The sequence below is a fragment of the Citrobacter sp. RHBSTW-00986 genome (assembly GCF_013783065.1).
Taxonomy (GTDB): Bacteria; Pseudomonadota; Gammaproteobacteria; order Enterobacterales; family Enterobacteriaceae; genus Citrobacter; species Citrobacter braakii.
This window is the reverse complement of sequence record NZ_CP056200.1, coordinates 1,354,494-1,379,248: the sequence shown is the minus strand read 5'-3', so window position 1 is coordinate 1,379,248 and position 24,755 is coordinate 1,354,494. Positions and strand designations below refer to the sequence as shown.

The 24,755-nt window shown below is 54.7% G+C and carries 19 protein-coding genes and 1 pseudogene; 12 read left to right on the top strand and 8 right to left on the bottom strand.

The genetic code is table 11. The annotated features are described in order from the left end of the window. Nucleotides 1-120: 120 nt before the first annotated feature. Nucleotides 121-1,398, top strand: coding sequence for a stationary phase inducible protein CsiE (csiE, locus tag HV345_RS06825; RefSeq protein ID WP_181636419.1), 1,278 nt, complete (start codon nt 121-123; stop codon nt 1,396-1,398). Here the strand turns inward: csiE and HV345_RS06820 are convergent. Continuing rightward, a complete protein-coding gene (locus HV345_RS06820; protein ID WP_019077391.1) occupies nt 1,393-2,541 on the bottom strand; it encodes a 3-phenylpropionate MFS transporter in 1,149 nt (382 codons plus the stop codon). The genes csiE and HV345_RS06820 overlap by 6 nt on opposite strands. A 488-nt stretch (nt 2,542-3,029) precedes the next feature. On the opposite strand from HV345_RS06820, the gene HV345_RS06815 reads away from it, so the two are divergent. The 4 genes from HV345_RS06815 (at nt 3,030) to HV345_RS06800 (ending at nt 7,998) form a co-directional block, all read left to right on the top strand. Further along, nucleotides 3,030-3,608: a fimbrial protein gene (locus tag HV345_RS06815; protein ID WP_181636418.1), complete on the top strand. Its 579-nt coding sequence runs from the start codon at nt 3,030-3,032 to the stop codon at nt 3,606-3,608. 76 nt (nt 3,609-3,684) lie between these two features. Then, entirely contained in the window at nt 3,685-4,377 is a 693-nt protein-coding gene (locus HV345_RS06810; RefSeq protein WP_181636417.1) for a molecular chaperone, read from the top strand. A 52-nt stretch (nt 4,378-4,429) separates the two neighbouring features. Next, on the top strand, nt 4,430-6,925 hold the full coding sequence (locus tag HV345_RS06805; RefSeq protein ID WP_181636416.1) for a fimbria/pilus outer membrane usher protein: 2,496 nt from the start codon (nt 4,430-4,432) through the stop codon (nt 6,923-6,925). Continuing rightward, complete coding sequence (locus HV345_RS06800; protein ID WP_181636415.1) at nt 6,916-7,998, top strand: fimbrial protein; 1,083 nt, start codon at nt 6,916-6,918, stop codon at nt 7,996-7,998. Before HV345_RS06805 ends, HV345_RS06800 begins: the two co-directional genes overlap by 10 nt. 4 nt (nt 7,999-8,002) lie before the next feature. On the opposite strand, the gene hcaR is transcribed toward HV345_RS06800, so the two are convergent. After that, entirely contained in the window at nt 8,003-8,884 is an 882-nt protein-coding gene (hcaR, locus tag HV345_RS06795) for a DNA-binding transcriptional regulator HcaR (protein ID WP_181636414.1), read from the bottom strand. 135 nt (nt 8,885-9,019) lie between these two features. On the opposite strand from hcaR, the gene hcaE reads away from it, so the two are divergent. Genes hcaE through hcaD form a run of 5 tightly spaced genes read left to right on the top strand, consistent with a single transcriptional unit; the run spans nt 9,020 to nt 13,237 of the window. Further along, on the top strand, nt 9,020-10,381 hold the full coding sequence (hcaE, locus tag HV345_RS06790) for a 3-phenylpropionate/cinnamic acid dioxygenase subunit alpha (protein WP_181636413.1): 1,362 nt from the start codon (nt 9,020-9,022) through the stop codon (nt 10,379-10,381). Beyond that, nucleotides 10,378-10,896 (top strand): 3-phenylpropionate/cinnamic acid dioxygenase subunit beta, encoded by a 519-nt coding sequence (hcaF, locus tag HV345_RS06785; RefSeq protein WP_016154024.1) that lies wholly within the window; start codon nt 10,378-10,380, stop codon nt 10,894-10,896. Before hcaE ends, hcaF begins: the two co-directional genes overlap by 4 nt. Beyond that, nucleotides 10,896-11,216 carry a 3-phenylpropionate/cinnamic acid dioxygenase ferredoxin subunit gene (gene hcaC, locus HV345_RS06780; RefSeq protein ID WP_016154025.1) on the top strand — a complete coding sequence of 107 codons (321 nt, stop codon included), beginning with the start codon at nt 10,896-10,898 and terminating at the stop codon, nt 11,214-11,216. The genes hcaF and hcaC overlap by 1 nt, the downstream gene beginning before the upstream one ends. Further along, nucleotides 11,213-12,025, top strand: coding sequence for a 3-phenylpropionate-dihydrodiol/cinnamic acid-dihydrodiol dehydrogenase (gene hcaB, locus HV345_RS06775; protein WP_016157151.1), 813 nt, complete (start codon nt 11,213-11,215; stop codon nt 12,023-12,025). Before hcaC ends, hcaB begins: the two co-directional genes overlap by 4 nt. A gap of 9 nt (nt 12,026-12,034) precedes the next feature. After that, nucleotides 12,035-13,237, top strand: coding sequence for a phenylpropionate dioxygenase ferredoxin reductase subunit (gene hcaD, locus HV345_RS06770; RefSeq protein WP_181636412.1), 1,203 nt, complete (start codon nt 12,035-12,037; stop codon nt 13,235-13,237). Nucleotides 13,238-13,315: 78 nt separating this feature from the next. On the opposite strand, the gene glyA is transcribed toward hcaD, so the two are convergent. After that, a complete protein-coding gene (glyA, locus tag HV345_RS06765) occupies nt 13,316-14,569 on the bottom strand; it encodes a serine hydroxymethyltransferase (RefSeq protein ID WP_003835277.1) in 1,254 nt (417 codons plus the stop codon). A gap of 326 nt (nt 14,570-14,895) precedes the next feature. Between glyA and hmpA the strand changes: the two genes are divergently transcribed. Continuing rightward, nucleotides 14,896-16,086, top strand: a complete 1,191-nt coding sequence (hmpA, locus tag HV345_RS06760) for an NO-inducible flavohemoprotein (RefSeq protein WP_049041525.1) — start codon at nt 14,896-14,898, stop codon at nt 16,084-16,086. A 3-nt stretch (nt 16,087-16,089) separates the two neighbouring features. Next, nucleotides 16,090-16,185, top strand: a pseudogene (locus HV345_RS26665) (hypothetical protein); the annotation flags it as partial. Here HV345_RS26665 and glnB read toward each other — a convergent pair. From glnB to purL, 5 genes are all read right to left on the bottom strand, one after another. Then, nucleotides 16,182-16,520 (bottom strand): nitrogen regulatory protein P-II, encoded by a 339-nt coding sequence (gene glnB, locus HV345_RS06755; RefSeq protein ID WP_002914032.1) that lies wholly within the window; start codon nt 16,518-16,520, stop codon nt 16,182-16,184. The pseudogene HV345_RS26665 and the gene glnB sit on opposite strands and share 4 nt — an antisense overlap. A 60-nt stretch (nt 16,521-16,580) precedes the next feature. After that, entirely contained in the window at nt 16,581-17,915 is a 1,335-nt protein-coding gene (gene glrR / locus HV345_RS06750) for a two-component system response regulator GlrR (RefSeq protein WP_304518604.1), read from the bottom strand. Then, nucleotides 17,915-18,658, bottom strand: coding sequence for a two-component system QseEF-associated lipoprotein QseG (qseG, locus tag HV345_RS06745; protein ID WP_046275233.1), 744 nt, complete (start codon nt 18,656-18,658; stop codon nt 17,915-17,917). Before qseG ends, glrR begins: the two co-directional genes overlap by 1 nt. A gap of 22 nt (nt 18,659-18,680) precedes the next feature. Then, nucleotides 18,681-20,111 carry a two component system sensor histidine kinase QseE/GlrK gene (gene qseE / locus HV345_RS06740; protein ID WP_049282310.1) on the bottom strand — a complete coding sequence of 477 codons (1,431 nt, stop codon included), beginning with the start codon at nt 20,109-20,111 and terminating at the stop codon, nt 18,681-18,683. 561 nt (nt 20,112-20,672) lie between these two features. Continuing rightward, nucleotides 20,673-24,560 carry a phosphoribosylformylglycinamidine synthase gene (gene purL, locus HV345_RS06735; RefSeq protein ID WP_181636410.1) on the bottom strand — a complete coding sequence of 1,296 codons (3,888 nt, stop codon included), beginning with the start codon at nt 24,558-24,560 and terminating at the stop codon, nt 20,673-20,675. Nucleotides 24,561-24,755 lie beyond the last annotated feature (195 nt).

The following is a 24,755-nucleotide window of genomic DNA, read 5'->3' as shown; positions in this document are numbered from 1 at the left end:
TCCGCACGTTAAAAATTCTGTGACGCTCTCCAGCATTCCTGGTGGAAAGCATTCCATTCTCCAAATCTATGAGCAAACTTTAGCTATTCTTATCAAACATACTTACGGGAGATCCTACAGATGATGTCAACGCTTGCTCCACCATCTGTACTTTCCGCTCCCCAGCGCCGTTGCCAGGTGCTGCTGACGCTTTTCCTGCCAGGGCAAATCGCTACAGCTCAAACCTTCAGTCGCCTAAATGGCGTTGATGATGCCACTGTTGAGGAAGATATTATTGGCGCAGGACTCGAAATCCAGCGCTATCACCGGCTCGCGATTACCACCGCGCTGAATGGCGGCTATACGATCGAAGGGACCCCGCTAAATCAGCGCCTGTGTCTGTTGCAGTGGCTGCGCCGCGGTCTGCGGATCTGCCCGACTTTTATCGCCCAGCATTTCACACCCGCATTAAAAATGGCGCTAAAACAACAAGGTATCGCGCGTTCGCTGTATGACGACACCAATCTGCATGCGCTCATTAATCTGTGCTCCCGGCGCTTGCAGAAGCCGTTTGAGTACCGTGACATCCAGTTCCTGCGCCTGTATTTACAGTATTGTCTGCTACAGCATCACGCGGGAGTCACCCCGGAATTTAATCCGCTCCAGCAACGCTGGGCGCAATCCTGCGCAGAGTATCCGCTCGCTGAGGAAATTGGCCGCCACTGGCAGCGCCACGTCATGCAGAGTGCGCCGCCGGGCGAATCGCTGTTTATGGCGTTGCTGTTCTCAATGCTCCGTATCCCCGACCCCGTGCGCGATAACCACCAGCAGGATCGTCGCCTGCGCCTTGCTATTGCACGGCTGGTGCTGCGTTTTCGCGAGTATGGCAATGTGCGTTTCAGCGATGAGCAAGGACTGAACGATCAGCTGTATATTCACCTTGCCCAGGCGCTTAACCGCAGCGTGTTTGCCATTGGCATAGATAACACGCTGCCGGAGGAGTTCAGCCGACTTTATCCCCGTCTGGTTCGTACTACCCGCGAGGCGATACATGGCTTCGAAGCGGAGTACGATGTGCAGTTTTCAGAAGAAGAGATCGGGCTGGTCGCCGTTATTTTCGGTGCCTGGCTGATGCAGGAGAAGGATTTGCACGAGAAGCAGATTATCCTGCTGACCGGCAACAATGAACAACTTGAAGCGCATATTGAGCAACAGCTGCGCGAACTGACGCTGCTGCCGCTCAACGTAAAACATATGCCGATGCAGGACTTTCAAAAACAGGGTACGCCGCGCGGAGTCACGTTGATTATTACGCCGTATACCACGCCGCTGCCGCTGTTTTCACCGCCGTTGATTCATGCGGATCTGGCACTTACGCCGCATCAGCAGCAGCAGATCCGCAAAATCCTCGAATCATAACGTTGCAGGCTGCGCCACCACCTTCGGGCGCAGAAAGATTGCCGGTAGCGCCACCAGCGCCATCACCCAGAATACACCGTTGCCCAGATTCTGGTACAGGTAGCCTGCGAATACGGTCATGATGGCGATGCTGCCGCCCATCGCCACCGCAGAATACACCGCCTGCAAACGTATCACTTCGCTGCCCTGGCGCGTCGCGATATAGCGCATTGCCGCCAGGTGGCAGACGGTAAAGGTTCCGCAATGGAGGATTTGCACCACGATCAGCCACGGTAGCTCAGTGCTCCAGCCCATCAACCCCCAACGTGCCACGCCGCAAACGGCGGAAAGCAGCAGCAAATCGCGCGCGCTAAAGCGGCGGAATAGCTTGTGACTGAGCGCAAAAATAATCACTTCCGCCACCACGCCTAATGACCACAAATAGCCCACCGCCGAAGCGGAATATCCGGCAGACTGCCAATAGATGGCGCTGAACCCGTAATAAGCGGCATGCGCACCTTGCAACAAACTCACACAGGCCAGAAAACGCCAGCTTTGGGTTATCAACGCACGCCAGGCGGGCCATCCCGCGCTCTCCTGCTGACGGTTTTCCCCCGCTGGCTGCACGCTCGGGCGGATCATCATCCCCAATAGCATCGACGCGACGCCAAGCGACAGCAGGACCAGGATCACCCGATAGTCAAACAGGCTCACCAGCTTGCCGGTCAGCGCGGAGCCAATCACAAAGGCAACGGATCCCCACAGTCTTACCCGACCGTAGTCCATGGTTATCTGTTTTTGCCAGGTGTTGGCCAGCGCGTCGGTCAACGGCACCAGCGGCGAGAAAAACAGGTTAAAGCCGACCATCACCACCATCAGCCACGCCACGTTGGTGCCCGCCCAGAAGGCCAGCGCAAACACCAGCGTCAACAGCGCCAGAATACGTAAAGCGGAGATCAGACGAGAGGGATCGCTTACGCGCGGCGCAATCAGCAAACTGCCGAGAAAACGGGCAATCAGCCCCGCGCCCAGCAGTAAACCGATGGTTTCCGGCGTCAGCCCCAGCCCTTCGAGCCAGACGCTCCAGAAAGGCAGAAAAATACCGTAGCTAAAGAAGTAGGTGAAATAACCGAGCGCCAGCCAGCGCGTGGAATGCAAAGCCATGGGTCCTCCCGTTTTAGAAGCCCTAGTCTAATGACACAAGCCGCATTCTGAAGAGTACTACTGTTCACATTTACCAGATAATTGTGACAAACATCACTTTTAACCAACACTGTTGGCTATCCGAATCCACAATCATTTACACCTGTACAATTTTACAGCAGAAGATGTAATGGGATGAGTAAACAGGAATGCAAGGAAGGGAAAAATTAGCTAAAAAACACGCAACTAAATATCAAGGGCTTAATATCATCACGAGTATAATACTTAGCAAAAACATTCGTTATTATAATATTTCACCCCTCACTAATTTAATATTATTTAATACAATGACAGTTAATTTTCTTATTTTTAATAAATATAATCTGAAAACATCACGCCTTAACTTGCTTATGCACGAATATCGAATACCATCGCCCCGCAATTAATTTTAACCTGTATGTTTTCATAAATTTAATTGTCAATAGGTTTATCGGATAAGAGGGAATTTAATGAACAAAATTACAAAATCTATAGCAGTTAGCCTGATAGCACTTTCTGCGGGAAGCGCATGGGCGACAGATGGCACCATTGAATTTACGGGTGAAATTCTAACCAGCACCTGTGAGTTTTCTAATGGCGACGTCATCAAGGTGGAACTGGGTCACTACGCCGCCGCGCAGTTTAAAGAAATTGGCGACCGCTCCCCGGCGATTACGGTTGATATTCCGTTAAAAAATTGCCCAACCACCACGTGGAAACACGTTGATGGTACAACGGACAACTCGTTCCAGCTGTGGCTGGAAACGCGCACAGGCAGCACCGTGACTGCGCCCGATCACGACGCTCTGGTCGCCGTTAGCGGCCTGGATACCGCCGCAACAGGCGTGGGTATCCGTATCGACAGAGCCAGCGACGGCAAGCAAATGTCGCTGAATAAGCTCACCACGCCGAAAGTTAGTTTTACCCCGGACGCCAATGGCACCACTACCGTAGGGCTGCAAGCCTATTACGTCTCCACCGTTGACTCATCACTGATCACCCCTGGGGAAGCCAACGCCAACGTGGATGTCACCATAGACTACCGCTAATTCCCGAACGTCGTCTCTTTTCTTCCAGCAAGGACGGAAAGAGACGTTTTCTGACGTCTGGTTAAGGATGACTGTGATGAAAAAACACACTATTCTCGTATTATCGATGCTGCTTGGCGGCTGGGTCAGCCAGTGCCTCGCGGGTGGAATTGTGCTAGAGAGAACTCGCGTCATCTACGATGCCGGGAAAAAAGAGGCCGCCCTGCCGGTGGCTAACCGCAGCGAGAACCTGCCCTATTTATTACAGTCGTGGGTCGATAATGCGCAAGGAACGGCGCGTGGTCCTTTTATTATTACGCCACCGCTATTTCGTCTGGATTCGGGCAGCGATTCATCACTACGAATAATTAAATCATCTGAAAAAATCATTAATAACAAAGAATCACTTTTCTTTATTAACGTCCGCGCGATCCCGGCAAAAAGCCAGTCTGCCGACAGCGATAATAATATGCTGACCCTGGTATTTAAAACGCGTATCAAACTGTTCTATCGGCCAGCCAATTTAACGGGTAAACCTTACGATGCCTATAAATCTCTCGAATATAAATATAGCAATAATAAGTTAGACATCTATAACCCATCGGCTTATCACGTCGTCTTTGCCGGTATTGCGCTCGGGAAAACCGATCTCACCAGTAAAATCGACTATATCGCTCCCGGCGAGCATAAACAGATCGAGGTTCCCGCTTCTGCAGGGAAAACGGTGCAGTGGGCAGCCATTAACGACTACGGCGGGGCCACCAAAACGGAAACCCGAACGCTGCAATAGCCTTACCCCACGTTGACCACACGATAATAGCTCTCAAGGAATGACAAGCGAAATGGTGCAATTAACACCGCATTTATTAACCACGAAACGGCTCTCTGTCTGGATACATTGCGCGATTGTCAGCGGATGCCTGAGCGCATGCCAGGCCTGGGCCAGCGATCTCTATTTTGACCCGGCGCTGCTGGAAACGGAGAAAAGTGGCCAGCGGGCAGTGGATCTCAACGTATTTTCTCAGAATAACGCCCAGCTCCCTGGTGAATATATTGTTGATATTTATATTAATAAAAAGAAAACGGTACAACGTACGCTGCCGTTCATCGCCGGTAAAGATCACCAGCTGATTCCTCAGTTCACCCTTGGGCAGCTACGTGAGTTAGGCTTTAAGATCGACAACTATCCGCAGCTTGCGGAGCAGGACAACCGTACGATAATTGCCAATCTGGCGCAGGCCATCCCCGGCAGCGTCTCTCAGTTCGACTTCAACCACAGCCGGCTGAATCTCAGCGTGCCGCAGATTGCATTGTACCGCGACGCCCGCGGCTATATTGACCCCTCCCGCTGGGACGACGGTATGCCGGTGCTGTTTACCAACTACGCCTTTAGCGGCTCGCAGAACCAATACGATAGCGATAACACCCAGCGCCAGTATCTGAATATGCAAAACGGCGCCAATATCGGCCCCTGGCGGCTGCGCAATTATTCTACCTGGACGCACAACGATAACGACACACGCTGGGAGAGCATTAATAGCTGGTTGCAGCGGGATATCAAAAGTCTGAAATCGCAGCTGGTAATGGGCGAGAGCGCAACGGAAGGCACGGTATTCACCAGCTATCAGTTTACCGGCATGCGGCTGTACTCCGATGAAACCATGCTGCCCAACAGTCAGCGCGGCTTTGCGCCGACCATTCGCGGTATCGCCAACTCCAGCGCTATCGTCACGGTACGGCAAAACGGCTACACCCTGTATCAAAGCAATGTCCCAGCCGGCGCTTTTGAAATCAACGACCTCTACCCCTCTTCCTTCAGCGGCGATTTAGACGTCACTATCGAAGAGGCCGACGGTAGCGTACGACACTTCGTCCAGCCGTTCTCCGCGCTACCGCAGATGCAGAGGCCGGGATATCTCAAATACAGCGCCACCGCCGGGCGCTTTCGCGCCGCCAGCTCTCAGGACAGCAACGAGCCGGAGTTCCTTGAAAGCACCGCCAGCTATGGCCTGAACAACGTGTTGACCCTGTACGGTGGCCTGAATGCCTCGCAGGACTATCGGGCGCTGGCGCTGGGTCTCGGCTCTACGCTCGGCGAACTTGGGGCGGTATCAATGGATGTCAGCCGTGCGAATACCCAGCTTGATAACGATGAAAACTATCACGGCTACAGCTGGCGTACCCAGTACATCAAAGATCTACCGGAAAGCGGCACCAGCGTGTCACTAAGCTACTATCACTACACCAGCAGCGGTTATTTCAACTTCTCCGACGCCAACCAGAAGGACATCAGCGCCGACGACCGCCTGCGCAACGAAGCTCAGTTCACCGTCAGCCAGTCGCTGTTTTCTGGTATCAGCTTCTACGCCTCCGGCTCGCAGCAGAAGTACTGGGATCGCGGGGGGCAGGATAAAAACCTGTCCATCGGCCTGAACGGCAATCTATGGGGCGTGAGCTATAACCTCAGCGGCCAGTTCACCGATTCGCAGGACAGCGACAACGATCGCACGCTGTCGCTCAGCCTGAGCGTACCGCTGGATCGCTGGCTGTCGCATGCGCGGGCAACCTGGCGCACCACCGATCAACGCGATCGCGCCACACAGCACGAAGTGGGTATCAACGGCTCGCTGCTGGAAGACCGTCGACTGAGCTATAGCCTCAAACAGCGGCAAAGCGAAGGCGGCGGCGGTGATAGCAGCAGCCTGTACGGCAGCTATCGCTCTGCCTATGGCACCATGAATGCGGGCTACGACCACAGCAGCAATAGCCAACAGATGAGCTACGGCCTCTCCGGCGGTATTGTCGCCCATCCCCACGGCGTGACGCTGTCGCAGCCGCTGGGTAATGCCTTTGCGCTGATTGACGCCAACGGCGCGGCAGGTATCCGGGTGAAAAACTATCCGGGCATCGCCACCGACTATTTTGGCTATGCCATTATCCCCTATCTGACCGCGTATCAGGAAAATGCTATCTCTCTCGATACCACTATGATGCCGGATAATGTCGATGTGACCGAAACCGTGCGTACCGTGGTGCCTAATCGCGGTGCCGCCGTAACGGCGCACTTTATTGCCCAGACCGGCTACCGCGTGCTGTTGAAACTCACCGATGCGCGAGGGAATGCGTTGCCCTTCGGCGCAGTAGCCAGCAGCCAGACGCAGCAAAGCATCGTCGATGAAGGCGGCGTGCTGTATATCACCGGCGTGAACAATCAGCCGCAGAGGTGGTCCGTGCGCTGGGGCAATCAGCCTGATCAACAGTGCCAGTTTACCTTCAGCCTGCAGGAAGATGCCGCTCGCAGCGCCGCAATACAAAATGGGAACGCACTATGTCAATAAAGAATTCGTGGATGAAAAATGGGATTGCCGCCGCGCTGCTGGCGCTATCTATCGCCCCGGTCTACGCGGAGAACGGGTCCTGCGCCGCAGCAGGTCGCTTTAACGCCGATGTTTCCAGCGACTGGACACAAGCCCAGAACGTCGCCGGAACCTCGCTGGAGCTGCCGACACCGCTCTCGGGCGGTGCCTATCAAATTGATTGCGACTGTGGCGCGGGTAGCAAAGTGGCGCTGTTCTATACGGTCACCAGCGCGCTACCCAAAATCGGTCAACTCAGCGGCTTTTACCATCTGAATGATAATCTGGATATTAAAACCGAAGTTGACGATATTCCCGGCGCCACAGCCGTCTTACCGACAAACCGTGACCCATTGAGAGAAAGCGGCTCGTATGAAATAAACAACACCAAAGGCAGCGTGTGTACCGACGATCCGGCGGAGAATCGCGCCGCGCCGGTGACGATTGGCGCACGTACCCGTTTTACGCTGTACGTCACCAAACCCTTCTTAGGTGAACTGGTGATTCCAGATACCCAAATCGCCTCCGTACGGGCCGGATGGAGCACGACGACCTCTCCTCCGTCAATGAACAGCCTGGGAAATATCGCCGAGCTGCACATCCAGGGGAGCATCACCGTGCCTCAGGACTGTAAAATCAACCAGGGCGACGTCATTCAGGTCGATCTCGGTTATATCAACACCAGCCGTTTCACTACCCGTAATGAGATGCCGGACGGCTATACACCAGTCAATTTTGATATTGTCTACGACTGTGGCGATACATCAAGCATCAACAATAAGATGGAAATGAGGATTGATGGCGATGATGTGCTTGATCAGTACACGTTAGTCGCCCGCCGCCGGGAGGCCGATAATACCCCGGACATCGGCGTGAGAATGGCTCGTATCGACGACACCCACATCAATATCCCGTTCACAAATGGGTTAATCGGTATCCATCCTTCCGGCCGGGGGGTCATCAGCCTGGAGGCATGGCCGATCAATCTCCTCGGTGGAACGCCAGCCCCAGGTAAATTTAGCGGTACAGCCACGATTACCGTTCTCGTGAAATAGCGCTTTACTCTATCCTCTGGCGTTGTGCCAGTTCGATGAATTGCTGCAGGGCGGGCTTTAGCTCGCCCTTCTTCCATGCCATCAACAATGCCAGCGTTGGCGCTTCACCAACAATAGGCCGAAAAACCACCTGCCCGGTATTAAAATTATTCATATAACCGGGTATCAAAGTCACCCCCAGCCCCATGCCGACCAGATTCATGGTCACCAGAATATTGGTCGCTACCTGCACAATATTGGGCTGGCTTTTCTGCTGCTGAAACCAGTTTTTGACAATCATCGCTAGCGCCCCGGAATAAGCGGGATCGGTACTGACAAAATTTACGCCGTGTAACTGTTCTGCGGAGATCGCTTGCTCATTGGCTAACGGATGATTCACCGGTAACACCACGACCAGCGGCTCATGAATCAGCTCCAGATAATCCAGCTCCGGGCTGTACACCGGGTGACGCATTAAGCCCACATCCAGTTCTCCGTTGAGGATCCTTTCTTCCTGTTCGGTGGTTATCAGGCTTACCAGCTCAATGTGCGTATCCGGTTGTTTTAAACGAAATAAGGGCAGCACTTTCGGGAGCAAATTCACCTCAGCGGAAGGGACAAAACCAATAGCGAAATGATTATCTTCCTGCCCCGTTTTACGGGCGCGAACTTTGGCATTTTCCGCCTGCTCAAGGATCGCCAGCGCGTCCTGTAAAAAGCACTCCCCCGCCGCCGTCAGCGCAACTTTTCGCTTGTCCCGCACCAGTAACGGAACGCCCACGCAGGTTTCCAGATCGCGGATCTGGCTGCTTAACGACGGCTGAGAGGTATGCAGCTTTTCTGCCGCCCGGGTGAAATTCAGCGCCTGCGCCACCGCCACAAAATAGCGTAAGTGCCTCAGTTCCATGCCCTTCTCCTTGTTATCGAAAAAATGTCTCAACTGGTAGAAATTTACTATTTCACAGATTGATAACTAACCAGCAACATCCTTATGGCACAAAAATAGAAGGTCAATACATCTTATCTTTCAGGATTAAAAAATATGACCACACCCTCAAATTTAGACATCTACCAACTGATCGACACGCAAAACGGTCGTGTAACCCCACGGATTTATACTGACACAGAAATTTACCAACTGGAGCTGGAGCGCATCTTCGGGCGCTGCTGGCTATTTCTCGCCCACGAAAGCCAAATCCCCAAAGCCGGTGATTTTTTTAACACCTACATGGGCGAGGATGCAGTCGTGGTGGTTCGCCAGAAAGACGGCAGCATCAAAGCGTTTCTCAACCAGTGCCGCCACCGGGCGATGCGCGTCAGCTACGCCGACTGCGGGAACACTCGCGCCTTTACCTGCCCGTATCACGGCTGGTCGTACGGTATCAATGGCGAGCTGATCGACGTCCCGCTGGAGCCTCGCGCTTACCCGCAAGGGCTATGCAAATCGCACTGGGGACTGAACGAAGTTCCTGGCGTAGAGAGCTATAAAGGGCTGATTTTCGGCAACTGGGACACCACCGCGCCAACGCTACGCGATTATCTCGGCGACATCGCGTGGTATCTCGACGGTATGCTTGACCGCCGCGAAGGCGGCACAGAAATCGTCGGCGGCGTACAGAAGTGGACCATCGACTGTAACTGGAAATTCCCCGCCGAACAGTTTGCCAGCGATCAGTATCACGCATTGTTCAGTCATGCCTCCGCTGTGCAGGTGTTGGGGGCAAAAGACGACGGTAGCGATAAACGCCTCGGTGACGGACAAACCGCTCGCCCGGTGTGGGAAACCGCCAAAGATGCACTACAGTTCGGCCAGGACGGGCACGGCAGCGGCTTCTTCTTTACCGAAAAGCCGGATGCCAACGTGTGGGTCGACGGCGAAGTCTCCAGCTACTACCGCGACACCTACGCGGAAGCTGAACAGCGTCTGGGTAAGGTTCGTGCTCTGCGTCTGGCCGGTCACAACAATATTTTTCCAACGCTTTCCTGGCTCAATGGTACCGCTACGTTGCGCGTCTGGCATCCGCGCGGTCCTGATCAGGTTGAAGTGTGGGCGTTCTGTATTACCGATAAAGCCGCCTCTGATGAAGTGAAAGCCGCATTTGAAAACAGCGCTACGCGCGCTTTTGGCCCCGCCGGATTCCTTGAGCAGGACGACTCGGAAAACTGGTGTGAAATTCAAAAACTTCTGAAGGGCCATCGGGCGCGTAATAGCAAACTGTGCCTGGAAATGGGGTTAGGTCAGGAGAAACGTCGTGAAGACGGCATTCCGGGGATCACCAACTACATCTTCTCAGAAACCGCCGCCCGCGGCATGTATCAGCGCTGGGCTGATTTACTCAGCAGCGAAAGCTGGCAGGAAGTGCAGGAAAAAACCGCCGCTTACCAGCAGGAGGTGATGAAATGAGTGCTTTAGTTTCCCTGGAACTGCATCACCGCATTACGCAGTTTCTCTACCATGAAGCCAGCCTGCTGGATGACTGGCAGTTTCGCGACTGGCTGGCACAGCTGGATGACGACATTCGCTATACCATGCGCACAACGGTCAATGCCCAGACGCGCGATCGTCGCAAAGGCGTGCAGCCGCCAACAACCTGGATTTTTAACGACAATAAAGATCAGCTTGAACGCCGTATTGCGCGACTGGAAACCGGAATGGCCTGGGCAGAGGAGCCGCCGTCGCGTACCCGACACCTGATCAGCAACTGCCAGGTCAGTGAAACCGAAGTGCCGGATGTATTCGCCGTGCGCCTTAACTATCTGCTGTATCGCGCGCAAAAAGAGCGCGATGAAACCTTTTACGTCGGCATGCGCATGGACAAAGTGCGCCGTTTACCGGGCGATGAGTGGCGCTTACTGGAGCGTGAGATCGTGCTGGATCAAGCGGTGATCACCTCCCATAACCTGAGTGTATTGTTCTGATGAGTCGTATTTATGCCTGCCCCGTAGGGGATTTGCCGGAGGGTGAAGCGCTCCGGCTCGACACCTCGCCCGTCATCGCACTGTTCAACGTTGGCGGCGAGTTTTATGCCATTAACGATCGCTGTAGCCACGGTAATGCCTCGATGTCGGAAGGTTATCTGGAAGACGACGCGACGGTGGAATGCCCGCTGCATGCCGCCAGTTTCTGCCTGAAAACCGGTAAGGCGTTGTGTTTACCTGCCACCGATCCGCTGACCACCTACGCGGTGTACGTGGAAGGTAGCGATGTGTTCGTTGATATTCCAGAGGACGCGAGATGAGCGATTTACGCGATAACGTGGTCTTTATCACCGGCGGCGGCTCCGGTCTTGGCCTGGCGCTGGTCGAGCGTTTCATTGAGGAAGGCGCGCGGGTCGCCACGCTGGAACTTTCGCCAGCCAAAGTCGCCAGCCTGCACCAACGTTTTGGCGAACATGTGCTGGCAGTAGAAGGCAACGTCACCTGCTACGCCGACTATCAGCGCGCGGTGGATCAAATTCTGGCGCGCTACGGCACCCTAGACTGTTTGATCGGCAACGCCGGGATATGGGATCACAACGCCTCGCTGGTCAATACGCCAGCGGACGCGCTGGAGAGCGGCTTTCATGAGCTGTTTAACGTCAACGTGCTGGGCTATTTGCTGGGTGCAAAAGCCTGCGCCCCTGCACTTATCGCCAGCGAAGGCAACATCATCTTTACCCTTTCCAACGCGGCGTGGTATCCCGGCGGCGGCGGTCCGTTGTATACCGCCTCTAAACATGCCGCCACCGGGTTGATTCGCCAGTTAGCCTACGAGCTGGCGCCAAAGGTGCGCGTCAACGGCGTCGGTCCGTGCGGTATGGCGACCGATCTGCGTGGCCCACAGGCGCTGGGCCAGGGCGATACGTCGATTATGCAGTCGCTGACGCCGGAAAAAATCGCCGCCATTTTGCCGTTGCAGTTTTTTCCTGAGCCAGCGGATTTTACCGGCCCGTATGTGATGCTGGCGTCAAAGCGCAACAATCGCACATTGAGTGGCGTGATGATCAATGCCGATGCCGGTTTGGGCATTCGCGGTATTCGTCACGTTGCCGCCGGACTGGATCTCTGAGGAGGCGTTATGAGCCATAAAATTATCGCTATCGTCGGCGGTGGTCAGGCTGCGGCAATGGCCGCCGTCGCACTGCGTCAGCAAGGATTTAACGGCGAATTGCATCTGTTTTCCGATGAGCCGTATCTGCCTTATGAACGCCCTCCGCTCTCCAAAGCGATGCTGCTGGACGAAAATCCACAGCGACAGCCGATCCTGAACGCTGACTGGTGGCGGGAGAACAACGTACAGCTGCATCTTGGCGTCACGCTGCGTCAGATTGACCGCACCTCGCGCACGCTGATGCTCGCCGATGGTCAGTCCTACCGCTGGTCGCAGTTGCTGTTGGCGACCGGGGCCGCCGCCAGACCGCTGCCGCTACTGGATAAACTGGGCGAACGTTGCTTTACCCTGCGTCACGCCACAGATGCCGAGCGTCTGCGCGGTGCCTTGCTGCCGGGCAAGTCGATTGTGATTGTCGGTGCGGGCACCATTGGCCTGGAATTAGCGGCCAGCGCGATCCAACGCGGCTGTCGGGTGACGTTAGTGGAGCTGGCCTCAACGGTAATGGGTCGCAACGCCCCTGCTCCGGTGCGCGACTATCTGCTAAACCGCCACCGACAGGCAGGGGTGCGGGTGCTGCTCAACAGCGCCATTGAGCACGCTGAAGCGGGAGAGTTTCTCTCGCTTACCCTGCAAAACGGCGAGACGCTACAGGCCGATGCGCTGGTTTATGGCATCGGCATCGTGGCGAATGATGCGCTGGCTCGCGAAGCGGGGCTGGAGACGGCTAACGGTATTATCGTTGACTCCGCCTGCATCACCTCCGATCCCGCGATTTTTGCCGCCGGTGATGTGGCGATAACGCGCCAGCCCGACGGTTCGTTAGAACGGGTAGAAAGTTGGGAAAATGCCAATAACCAGGCACAGATTGCCGCTGCCGCAATGCTCAACCTGCCGTTGCCGGAGAAGACGCCAGGCTGGTTCTGGACTGACCAATTTAATGACAATCTGCAATTTGTTGGCGATATGCAAGGGCAAACATGGCTATGTCGTGGCAATCCGGATGACGGCAAGGCTATCTGGTTCCACCTGCGTGATGGGAAGCTAATTGGCGCAGTAGCGCTCAACAACGGACGCGAAGTGCGCGCACTGCGTAAGTTAATTCATTCAGGACGAGTAGTAAGCGAGGAAGCGCTGTGCGATGAAGGCGTAGCGCTGAAGTCGTTGTGATAGCAGCCTGATAAGCGCAGCGCTATCAGGCATTAAAAAAGGCCGCATCAGCGGCCTTTCGTTTTGCGTTAAGCAGAATTACGCGTAAACCGGGAAGCGTGCGCAGATATCCAGAACTTTACCTTTGACGCGCTCGATAACGGCTTCGTCATTGATGTTGTCCAGAACGTCACACATCCAGCCAGCCAGCTCTTTCACTTCCGCTTCTTTAAAGCCACGGCGAGTTACAGCCGGAGAACCGATACGGATACCGGAAGTCACAAACGGGCTCTTCGGATCGTTCGGCACGCTGTTTTTGTTAACAGTGATGTTAGCGCGGCCCAGTGCGGCGTCAGCTTCTTTACCGGTCAGGTTTTTATCAACCAGATCCAGCAGGAACAGATGGTTTTCAGTACCGCCAGAAACCACTTTGTAGCCACGGTTCAGGAACACTTCCACCATCGCTTTGGCGTTTTTGGCAACCTGCTGCTGGTAAACCTTAAACTCAGGCTCCATCGCTTCTTTCAGCGCCACGGCTTTCGCCGCGATCACGTGCATCAGCGGGCCGCCCTGCGCGCTTGGGAACACCGCGGAGTTCAGCTTTTTGTACAGCTCTTCGTCACCGCCTTTCGCCAGGATCAGGCCGCCGCGCGGACCCGCCAGGGTTTTGTGGGTGGTGGTGGTCACTACGTGTGCGTGTGGAACCGGGTTCGGGTAAACGCCTGCGGCGATAAGGCCCGCAACGTGCGCCATGTCAACGAACAGGTATGCGCCAATGCTGTCGGCGATTTCACGCATTTTTGCCCAGTCAACAACGCCGGAGTAAGCAGAGAAGCCGCCGATGATCATCTTCGGCTTGTGCTCTTTGGCCTGCTTAGCCATATCTTCGTAGTCAATTTTACCGGACTCATCAATACCGTAAGGGATGATGTTGTACAGCTTGCCAGAGAAGTTAACCGGGGAACCGTGAGTCAGGTGGCCGCCTTGCGCCAGGTTCATACCCAGAACGGTATCACCCGGTTGCAGCAGAGCGGTGTAAACAGCGAAGTTAGCCTGGGAGCCGGAGTGCGGCTGTACGTTAGCGTAGTCAGCGCCAAACAGCTCTTTTGCACGATCGATAGCCAATTGCTCAACGATATCAACGTACTCGCAACCGCCGTAGTAGCGCTTGCCCGGATAACCTTCAGCGTATTTGTTGGTCAGCTGAGAACCCTGCGCCTGCATAACACGCGGGCTGGTGTAGTTTTCGGAGGCGATCAGTTCGATGTGCTCTTCCTGACGTACTTTTTCCTGCTCCATAGCCTGCCACAGTTCGGCATCATAATCGGCAATGTTCATTTCACGCTTTAACATCCGCATCTCCTGACTCAGCTAACAATAGAATTTCGGCCTAAAAAGGCAGTCCCGTTGGACGACGGCGAACAGTATAACCGAATCATTCTTCGATAACAGGTCTTGACAAAGGATTTTACGCAAACGATTACCTTCACGGCACGCAAGGCTTTGGAGAACAAAGGTCTGCTGAATTTCAACGGATTTCTTTTCAGGTTTGTGATGCAGATTTTTCACGATGTAACCTTTACAACGCAAAGTGACAAAGAACCATTTACAATGCAGGGGTATTTTTTATAAGATGCATTTGACATACATCATTAAAATTTCAGATAAAGGAAGACCGTATGCTTGACGCACAAACCATCGCTACAGTGAAAGCCACCATTCCCCTGCTGGTTGAAACAGGCCCGAAGCTGACCGCCCATTTCTACGATCGCATGTTTACGCATAACCCAGAGCTGAAAGAAATCTTCAACATGAGTAACCAGCGTAATGGCGATCAGCGTGAAGCGCTGTTTAACGCTATTGCCGCGTATGCCAGCAATATCGAGAACCTGGCGGCGCTGTTGCCTGCCGTTGAGAAAATCGCGCAGAAGCATACCAGCTTCCAGATTAAACCGGAGCAGTACAACATCGTAGGTGGCCATTTGCTGGCAACGCTGGACGAAATGTTCAGCCCAGGCCAGGAAGTTCTGGATGCATGGGGCAAAGCATACGGCGTGCTGGCGAACGTTTTCATCAACCGTGAAGCGCAGATCTACAGTGAAAATGCCAATAAAAATGGCGGCTGGGAAGGTACCCGTCCTTTCCGCATCGTGGCAAAAACCCCACGCAGTGCGCTTATCACCAGCTTTGAATTCGAACCTGTCGACGGTGGCGCAGTGGCTGAATATCATCCGGGGCAATACCTGGGTGTCTGGCTGAAGCCGGAAGGTTTCCCGCATCAGGAAATTCGTCAGTACTCACTGACCCGTAAACCCGATGGCAAAGGCTACCGTATTGCTGTGAAGCGTGAAGACGGTGGTCAGGTTTCCACCTGGCTGCACAACCATGCGAATGTGGGCGACGTCGTTCACTTAGCTGCACCTGCGGGCGATTTCTTTATGGACGTTGCGACCGATACCCCAGTGTCTCTGATTTCAGCAGGCGTGGGTCAAACCCCGATGCTGGCGATGCTGGATACGCTGGCAAAAGCGAATCATACGGCGCAGGTTAACTGGTTCCACGCGGCAGAAAATGGCGATGTACATGCCTTTGCCGATGAAGTGAATGAACTGGGCAAAACGCTGCCACGCTTTAGCGCACACACCTGGTATCGTGAGCCAACCGAAGCCGATCGCGCAAAAGGTGCGTTTGATAGCGTTGGTCTGATGGATTTGAACAAACTGGAAGGCGCAATCAGCGATCCGGCGATGCAGTTTTATCTGTGCGGTCCGGTTGGCTTTATGCAGTTTGCCGCGAAGCAGCTGATCGGCCTGGGCGTGAAAAACGAGAACATTCATTACGAATGCTTCGGCCCGCATAAAGTCTTGTAATTACTCATGCCTGATGGCGCTGCGCTTATCAGGCCTACGGGATATTGTAGGCCTGATAAGGTGTTTACACCGCCATCCGGCAAGCACGGCGCGGCTTAGATTGCCGCGTCGTCTTCTTCACCGGTGCGAATACGAATCACGCGTGCCACGTCGAAGACAAAAATCTTACCGTCACCGATTTTACCGGTCTGGGCAGTACGAATAATGGTGTCGACGCAGGTATCGACGATGTCGTCGGTGACCACAATTTCAATTTTTACCTTCGGCAGAAAATCCACCATATATTCCGCACCACGGTACAGCTCAGTATGGCCTTTCTGACGGCCAAACCCTTTCACTTCTGTTACAGTCATACCGGTAATGCCGACTTCAGCCAGCGCTTCGCGGACGTCGTCCAGCTTGAAGGGTTTAATAATCGCATCAATCTTTTTCATGCTATTCCTTGAAAAGGTCGCCTGTCTTTTGATCGAATAAAACTAACATAATCCGCAGATTTATTCTTTGAAATCGTTTGCATCCAGCTCATGGCGAGAGAGCAACTTGTAGAATTCGGTGCGGTTGCGCCCCGCCATTCGCGCCGCATGGGTCACATTGCCCTTGGTGATTTGCAACAGCTTACGCAAGTAGTTGAGTTCAAACTGGTTACGCGCTGCAACAAAGGTCGGCAGCGCGGTGTTCTCCCCTTCCAGCGCCTGCTCCACCAGCGCGTCGCTGATCACCGGCGAAGAGGTCAACGCCACGCACTGCTCAATCACGTTAACCAACTGACGCACGTTACCAGGCCAACTGGCGGTCATTAGTCGTTTCATGGCATCGGTAGAAAAGGCGCGCACGAACGGTTTGTGTCGTTCAGCAGACTGGCGCAGCAGATGGTTTGCCAGCAGCGGAATATCTTCCGTACGCTCGGCCAGCGCTGGGATCTTCAGGCTCACCACGTTGAGGCGATAGTACAAATCTTCGCGAAATTCCCCCCGAGCCATCGCTTTGGGTAAATCACGGTGGGTCGCAGAAACGATCCGCACATCAATATCGATATCGCGGTTACTGCCCAGCGGCCTGACTTTTCGCTCCTGCAATACACGTAGCAATTTAACCTGCAACGGCGCGGGCATATCGCCAATCTCATCGAGAAACAGCGTCCCGCCTTCCGCGGCCTGAAACAGCCCTTCACGATTGCTCACCGCGCCGGTAAAGGCGCCGCGCGCATGACCAAACAGTTCAGACTCCAGCAGTTGTTCCGGCAATGCGCCACAGTTAATGGCAATAAAAGGCTTGTGGCTGCGCGGGCTGGCGTTATGAATGGCCTGGGCAAAAACTTCTTTCCCGGTTCCGCTTTGGCCGTTGATCAATACGCTTACGTCCGATTGCGCCACCATGCGCGCCTGTTCCAGCAGACGCAGCATCAGTGGGCTGCGGGTGACGATGGACTCACGCCAGCTGTCATCAGCGGCAGGCGCAGACTGTTCCAACGCCCCGTCGATCGCATGGTATAACGCGTCTTTATCCACCGGCTTAGTGAGAAAGCTGAACACCCCTTGCTGAGTCGCCGCAACGGCGTCGGGGATGGAACCGTGAGCGGTGAGAATAATAACCGGCATTCCCGGCTGCACTTTCTGGATTTCAGTAAACAGCTGCATGCCGTCCATTTCATCCATGCGCAGATCGCTAATAACCAGATCCACTTTTTCACGGTTCAGTACCCGTAACCCTTCCTGCCCGCTTTCTGCGGTTACGACGCTGTAGCCTTCGCTGGTCAGGCGCATTCCAAGTAATTTCAACAGGCCGGGATCGTCATCCACCAGCAGCAGATGCGCGGGCTTACGGCTTATCATGGCGTGACCTCATCGGCAGACGGCGCTGCGCCTTCCTCGTTATCAGGTAGGGTGACTTTTTCGTTCCCGTGCGGCGCATCAGGGTTGTAACTACCGGCAGGTTTGCGCGTGGAAAGCTGGCGTTCAATATCGGTTAGATTCTCCAGCTTGCGGGTCGTGAGATCGAGCTGAGACTGCAAATGTTGCTGCTGCTGACGTAACGTATCAAGATCGCTGTCTGACGCCTGCTGAAGCTTGCTGTAGCGCATACGCTCTTCGGCCAGCTGCAGCTGCAACGTCTGACTGCTGCGCCAGACCTGATACAGCGGGCGTACCTGTGGCGGAATTTGCGGGCTTAATGCGTCGAGGCGCGTAACCGTCTCCCGCCTTTCAGGCGGCGTAATGTTGGCGTTATCAAGCAGGATCCCGCGCCTGAAAGCCCCCTGCCAGGTATCAGGCATCATCGTGCTGGCTTCACTACGCGCCTGTACCGGCATCAGGCGATTGGCGCAATCCATCGCCCGCAGCCAGTACAGCGGATTGGTCTCTGTGGGCTGACCAGACAGCGACCAGATATCGCTACAGTCGGTTGCAAGGTAGTCCGCCAGTTGATGAGGCGGAATTTTCTCCTGCGAGGGGTCGCCGATAATATGATTCACCGCGTTCGGGACGCAGCCTACCAGCGCCAGACACGGCAGGCTTGCGAGGATGACGCGACGGAAAAAATGTCGTTTAAGCATTCGGACAACAACGTATGGCATACTCACCAGACTTAGGTTTATTTTAGTGATTTTTCGCTGCAGATAGCGGCAGTTCTATGCGAAAACAAACGTTTTGCGCATGCTCATCAACCAGATACAGTTTGCCCCGCATACGGCGGATGCAATCTCTGGCAATGCTCAGCCCCAACCCGCTTCCTTTTACCGCCCCTTTTCGCTGATGGCTACCCTGGAAAAAAGGCTCGAAGATCATGGTCTGTTCTGCTTCTGGAATCGGTGTGCCGGTATTCATTACATCAATGTATACCATTGAGCCATGCAAACTGCTGCGGATCCAAATGTTACCGGATTCAGCGCCATAGTGCACCGCATTGGAATAAAGATTGTCCAGCACGCTCATCAATAGCATCGGTTCTGCCAGGCAGGCGTTCACCGCAAGCGCAACATCAGTATGTATCATTTTGGCGCGAGCGGGCAGGCTATGTGCAGAAACAACGCTTTCCACTAGCGGCGCGATTTCCACACGTTCAAGCTCAACCTCGTCATCCGCCAGCTTGCGGTTGTAATCGAGCAGTTGCTCAATCAGTTTTTGCAGGTTGCGGCTACTGTCATCGAGAATACCGACCACCTCTTTTTGCTCTGGCGTTAACGGCCCAACGACCTGATCGGCTAACAGCTCGGTACCTTCGCGCATGCTCGCCAGAGGCGTTTTTAGCTCATGGGACAGGTGGCGTAAAAACTGATGTCGTTGTGACTCCAGCCAGGAGAGACGTTCGCTCAGCCAGATAATGCGCTGCCCCACGGACCGCAGCTCCCGGGGTCCCGTAAATAATACGCTATCGCCCAGCGAGCGCCCTTCCCCCAGACGATTGATCATTTTTTCTATGCCCTTCACCGGACCGATTATCATGCGGGTAAACAGCAACACCATCGCAAGGCTGACAAGAAACAGCACCAGCGCCTGCCAGCCAAAGAACTGCCCACGTTCGGCTATTTCCTGCTGTAGCTGCTGCCCACGAGAAAAGACGACCGTGCGCGTCGCTTGTACCATTTCAGTATTGGCACTGGCGAAAGCGTCCAGCCGCGCCGCCGCCACGCTATCAGGACCGCTGTTGGTGCACTGCAACTGCGCGAGATCGTTGAGGTCCTGACGCAGTGCCTGATAAAGCTTAGTATCCGGCAACACACCCGCATGCGCATCCAGCATGTCGCTATAGCGTTTACGTTGGCTCTGGTAAACCTTAGCCAGCGTTGGGTCATCAAGCACACAGTATTGCCGGTAGCTACGCTCCATCTCCAGCGCGGCATTGGTCATCGCTTCACTGCGTCTGGCGTCAATCAGCGTGGTTTGGTTCGTCAGCGCCGCCTGCGCGCTCAGGGCATTCAGACTTTGCCACGCCTGCCAGGCCAAAACTAACAACGGCAGCAGGATAAGCAAAAATGCCAACGTAACCAATTGACGTAAAGATCGGGGGAAAACAGACCAGCGCTTCAAGGCGTTACTCTCAATGGACAGGAATTAGGTTGATGCTAACTGAGGGGAACGTCAGATACAACAAAGCCGGGATTAACCCGGCTTTGTTGTGGAATAAGGCGGTGCCTAACTCGACGTTTCGCCCGAAGGTTGATATGAGCGATGCTAATATCAGATGTTGGACGGCAGGCACCTTGTTGTGCGTCATTCGAAGTTTATGTAGCACGTCCCGAAGGGGCTGACATAAGAAGGTGAATGAGCCACTGGGTTATATTATGCAGCATCTGTGCCAATATTCAAAACACTTTATTAACACAATGATAAATATAGAAAATGTTCTTATTTATATGAAAAATGATTTTGGCTATTTTTCACCCTTACCGTCTCCAATCAGCAACACTTGCAGCACTTAAAAACAAATTCATTGTAAATCATATAATTAAGTGTCTCTTTTTGACGACAACGTAACCCCACCTATGTCGGGATTTCCCGACACTTAAACGCATTGTCGGATAGCGGCATACAAAATGACAGACAAAAAAAAGCCCCTTACACAGAGGGGCTTAAAGGTTATCGAGCTGATTACCCGAGCTGTTTACGCGCGTTGCGGAAGATACGCATCCACGGGCTGTCCTCGCCCCAGTTTTCCGGGTGCCAGGAGTTGCTCACGGTACGGAATACGCGTTCCGGGTGCGGCATCATAATGGTGACGCGACCATTTTCAGTAGTAACGGCAGTAATTCCGTTCGGCGAACCGTTCGGGTTAGCCGGGTAGGTCTCGGTCACCTTACCGAAGTTATCAACGTAGCGCAGCGCCACCAGCCCCTTACTCTCCAGCGCGGCCAGATGCGCGCCGTCACGCACTTCCACACGGCCTTCACCGTGAGAAACGGCAATCGGCATCATCGAACCAACCATATCAGCAAGCAGTAAAGACGGGCTTTGCGTCACTTCGACCAGGCTGAAGCGGGCTTCAAAACGATCGGAGTGGTTACGCACAAAGCGCGGCCACAGCTCGCTTCCCGGGATCAGTTCACGCAGGTTAGACATCATCTGGCAACCGTTACACACCCCGAGCGCCAGCGTTTGCGGGCGATGGAAGAAGGTTTCGAACTCATCGCGGACGCGGTTGTTGAACAGAATCGACTTCGCCCAGCCTTCCCCTGCGCCGAGCACATCGCCGTAAGAGAAACCGCCACAGGCTACCAGCGCCTGGAAGTTACCCAGACCGATGCGTCCGCCCAGCAGGTCGCTCATATGCACATCGATGGCGTCAAAGCCCGCACGGTGGAAGGCAGCCGCCATTTCGACGTGGGAGTTCACGCCCTGCTCGCGCAGCACGGCCACTTTGGGACGCGCGCCGGTAGCGATGTACGGGGCGGCAACATCTTCGTTGATATCAAACGACAGTTTAACGTTGAGGCCAGGATCGGCATCGTTGGTTTTCGCGTCGTGTTCCTGATCGGCACACTCCGGGTTGTCGCGCAGACGCTGCATCTGCCAGGTGGTTTCCGCCCACCACATGCGCAGCGTGGTGCGGCTTTCGCTGAACACCGGCTGACCGTTGGCGCTCAGGGTGAAACGGTCACCCGTTACCGCCTGGCCGAGATAGTGCACGCAATCTGCCAGGCCATGTTGTGCCAGCAACACCTCAACCGCTTCACGGTCAGCAGCGCGAACCTGGATCACTGCGCCCAGCTCTTCATTAAACAGCGCCGCCAGACGATCGTCACCCAGAGAGTGGATATCAGCGTCAATACCGCAGTGACCGGTGAAGGCCATTTCCGCCAGCGTAACCAGCAGTCCGCCGTCGGAACGGTCATGGTAGGCCAGCAGCTTACGCTGCGCGACCAGCGCCTGAATGGCGTCGTAGAAGCCTTTCAGTTGCTCAACGTTACGCACGTCGGCAGGCTTATCGCCCAGTTGACGATAAACCTGTGCCAGCGCCGTCGCGCCCAGCGCGTTGTGACCAAGACCGAGGTCAACCAGCAGCAGGGCGTTGTCTTCAGTAGAGAGCTGTGGGGTTATCGTGTGGCGCACGTCTTCCACCCGGGCAAAGGCGGTGATCACCAGCGACAGCGGCGAAGTCATTTCACGCTGCTCATTACCTTCCTGCCAGCGGGTTTTCATCGACATAGAGTCTTTGCCCACCGGAATAGTCAGGCCAAGCGCCGGACATAATTCTTCCCCAACGGCTTTTACCGCTTCGTACAGCCCGGCATCTTCACCCGGGTGACCCGCAGCCGCCATCCAGTTAGCCGACAGTTTAATGCGTTTGATATCGCCAATCTGCGTTGCCGCAATGTTAGTCAGCGCTTCACCTACCGCCAGACGCGCAGAAGCCGAGAAATCCAGTAGCGCAACTGGCGCACGCTCACCGATAGACATCGCTTCACCGTAGTAGCTATCCAGGCTTGCGGTGGTGACCGCGCAGTTGGCTACCGGGATCTGCCACGGACCAACCATCTGGTCACGCGCCACCATGCCGGTAACGGTACGGTCGCCGATCGTCACGAGGAACGTTTTCTCAGCGACAGTCGGCAGATGCAGCACGCGGTTAACCGCATCTGCAATCGAGATTTCGCCACGATTCAGGGCGTCGCCTTTGGCTTTCAGCGTCTGCACATCGCGGGTCATTTTCGGGGTTTTACCCAGCAGCACATCAAGCGGCATGTCGATCGGCTGGTTATCGAAGTGGCTGTCGCTTAGTGTGAGATGCTGTTCTTCGGTGGCCTCACCGATCACCGCATACGGCGCGCGCTCGCGCTTACACAGTTCGTCAAACAGCGGTAGCTGGTCAGCGGCAACCGCCAGCACATAGCGCTCCTGGGATTCGTTACACCAGATTTCCAGCGGGCTCATACCCGGCTCGTCGCTAAGGATATCGCGCAGCTGGAATTTACCGCCGCGACCGCCATCGCTTACCAACTCCGGCATGGCGTTAGACAGACCGCCCGCGCCAACGTCATGGATAAACAGGATCGGGTTCGCATCGCCCATCTGCCAGCAGCGGTCGATAACTTCCTGGCAACGACGTTCCATTTCCGGGTTGTCGCGCTGTACCGAAGCGAAATCAAGATCGGCATCAGACTGGCCGGAAGCCATAGAGGAGGCCGCCCCGCCGCCAAGCCCGATGTTCATCGCCGGGCCGCCGAGGACGATCAGTTTGGCGCCAACGACGATCTCACCTTTTTGCACGTGATCGGCACGGATGTTACCGATCCCCCCCGCCAGCATGATCGGTTTATGGTAACCGCGTAGCTCTTCGCCGTTGTGGCTGTTGACCTTTTCTTCGTAGGTGCGGAAGTAGCCGGTCAGCGCCGGACGACCGAATTCGTTGTTAAACGCCGCGCCGCCCAACGGACCTTCGGTCATGATATCGAGCGCGGTAACAATACGGTCCGGCTTACCAAAGTCTTCTTCCCACGGCTGTTCAAAGCCAGGAATACGCAGGTTGGAAACGGAGAAGCCCACCAGCCCGGCTTTCGGTTTTGCACCACGACCGGTTGCACCCTCGTCGCGGATTTCGCCGCCGGAGCCGGTAGCCGCGCCCGGCCACGGAGAGATAGCCGTCGGGTGGTTGTGAGTTTCAACCTTCATCAGGATGTGGGCTGGCTCCTGATGGAAATCGTAGCGGCCGGTTTTGTGGTCGGCAAAGTAGCGGCCCACTTCAGAACCTTCCATTACCGCGGCGTTGTCTTTATAAGCAGACAGCACGTGGTCCGGCGTGGTTTCGAAAGTGTTTTTAATCATCTTGAACAGCGACTTGGGCTGCTGTTTACCGTCGATAACCCAGTCGGCGTTAAAAATTTTGTGGCGGCAGTGCTCGGAGTTAGCCTGCGCAAACATGTACAGTTCAATGTCGTTCGGGTTGCGTCCCAGTTTGGTAAACGCATCCTGCAGATAGTCGATTTCGTCTTCCGCCAGCGCCAGACCGAGACGCAGGTTAGCGTCGATCAGCGCCTGGCGTCCCTCACCCAGCAGATCAACACTGGAGACCGGCGCAGGCTGGTGATGGACAAACAGTTTTTCGGCATCGTTCAGCGCAGAGAAAACCGTTTCCATCATGCGGTCGTGCAGTTCGTCGGCAACCATCTGCCACTCCTCAGCGGTCAGCGTAGAGGCTTCTACATACCAGGCAATGCCACGTTCCAGACGGCTAATCTGTTGCAGGCCACAGTTGTGGGCAATATCAGTCGCTTTAGAAGACCACGGGGAGATGGTGCCAGGGCGAGGCGTAACCAGCAGCAGTTTGCCTTCAGGGGCATGGCTGTGAAGAGCAGGACCATATTTCAGCAGGCGTACAAGCTGGGCGTGCTCATCCTCATTCAACGGTGCATTCAGATCGGCAAAATGGACGTACTCGGCGTAAATATTGTGGACCTGGAGGTTGGCAGCCTGAAAACGTGCCAGCAGTTTGTTAATACGGAATGCAGACAGTGCAGGTGAACCACGCAGAATTTCCATCATAAGTCTCTCGTCTTCTAAGCTTTCGGTGTGCCCAAGTGGGGGAAACGGGCGTCATTATAAAGAATCTACCGCGCCGACGAAACCGTTTGCGTCGAAATAAAATCACGACCTTCTCTTATCATCAAATGCGGTCTGGTTTCTGAATAAGTTGCCAACTGACGCAAGTTTAAGCAAAATGCCGCTCATTAATGACGA

Excerpts from the sequence above, each read along its gene's own strand:
- csiE (WP_181636419.1), top strand. The coding sequence starts at position 121 with ATGATGTCAACGCTTGCTCCACCATCTGTACTTTCCGCTCCCCAGCGC.
- HV345_RS06820 (WP_019077391.1), bottom strand. The coding sequence starts at position 2,541 with ATGGCTTTGCATTCCACGCGCTGGCTGGCGCTCGGTTATTTCACCTAC.
- HV345_RS06815 (WP_181636418.1), top strand. The coding sequence starts at position 3,030 with ATGAACAAAATTACAAAATCTATAGCAGTTAGCCTGATAGCACTTTCT.
- HV345_RS06810 (WP_181636417.1), top strand. The coding sequence starts at position 3,685 with ATGAAAAAACACACTATTCTCGTATTATCGATGCTGCTTGGCGGCTGG.
- HV345_RS06805 (WP_181636416.1), top strand. The coding sequence starts at position 4,430 with ATGGTGCAATTAACACCGCATTTATTAACCACGAAACGGCTCTCTGTC.
- HV345_RS06800 (WP_181636415.1), top strand. The coding sequence starts at position 6,916 with ATGTCAATAAAGAATTCGTGGATGAAAAATGGGATTGCCGCCGCGCTG.
- hcaR (WP_181636414.1), bottom strand. The coding sequence starts at position 8,884 with ATGGAACTGAGGCACTTACGCTATTTTGTGGCGGTGGCGCAGGCGCTG.
- hcaE (WP_181636413.1), top strand. The coding sequence starts at position 9,020 with ATGACCACACCCTCAAATTTAGACATCTACCAACTGATCGACACGCAA.
- hcaF (WP_016154024.1), top strand. The coding sequence starts at position 10,378 with ATGAGTGCTTTAGTTTCCCTGGAACTGCATCACCGCATTACGCAGTTT.
- hcaC (WP_016154025.1), top strand. The coding sequence starts at position 10,896 with ATGAGTCGTATTTATGCCTGCCCCGTAGGGGATTTGCCGGAGGGTGAA.
- hcaB (WP_016157151.1), top strand. The coding sequence starts at position 11,213 with ATGAGCGATTTACGCGATAACGTGGTCTTTATCACCGGCGGCGGCTCC.
- hcaD (WP_181636412.1), top strand. The coding sequence starts at position 12,035 with ATGAGCCATAAAATTATCGCTATCGTCGGCGGTGGTCAGGCTGCGGCA.
- glyA (WP_003835277.1), bottom strand. The coding sequence starts at position 14,569 with ATGTTAAAGCGTGAAATGAACATTGCCGATTATGATGCCGAACTGTGG.
- hmpA (WP_049041525.1), top strand. The coding sequence starts at position 14,896 with ATGCTTGACGCACAAACCATCGCTACAGTGAAAGCCACCATTCCCCTG.
- glnB (WP_002914032.1), bottom strand. The coding sequence starts at position 16,520 with ATGAAAAAGATTGATGCGATTATTAAACCCTTCAAGCTGGACGACGTC.
- qseG (WP_046275233.1), bottom strand. The coding sequence starts at position 18,658 with ATGCCATACGTTGTTGTCCGAATGCTTAAACGACATTTTTTCCGTCGC.
- purL (WP_181636410.1), bottom strand. The coding sequence starts at position 24,560 with ATGATGGAAATTCTGCGTGGTTCACCTGCACTGTCTGCATTCCGTATT.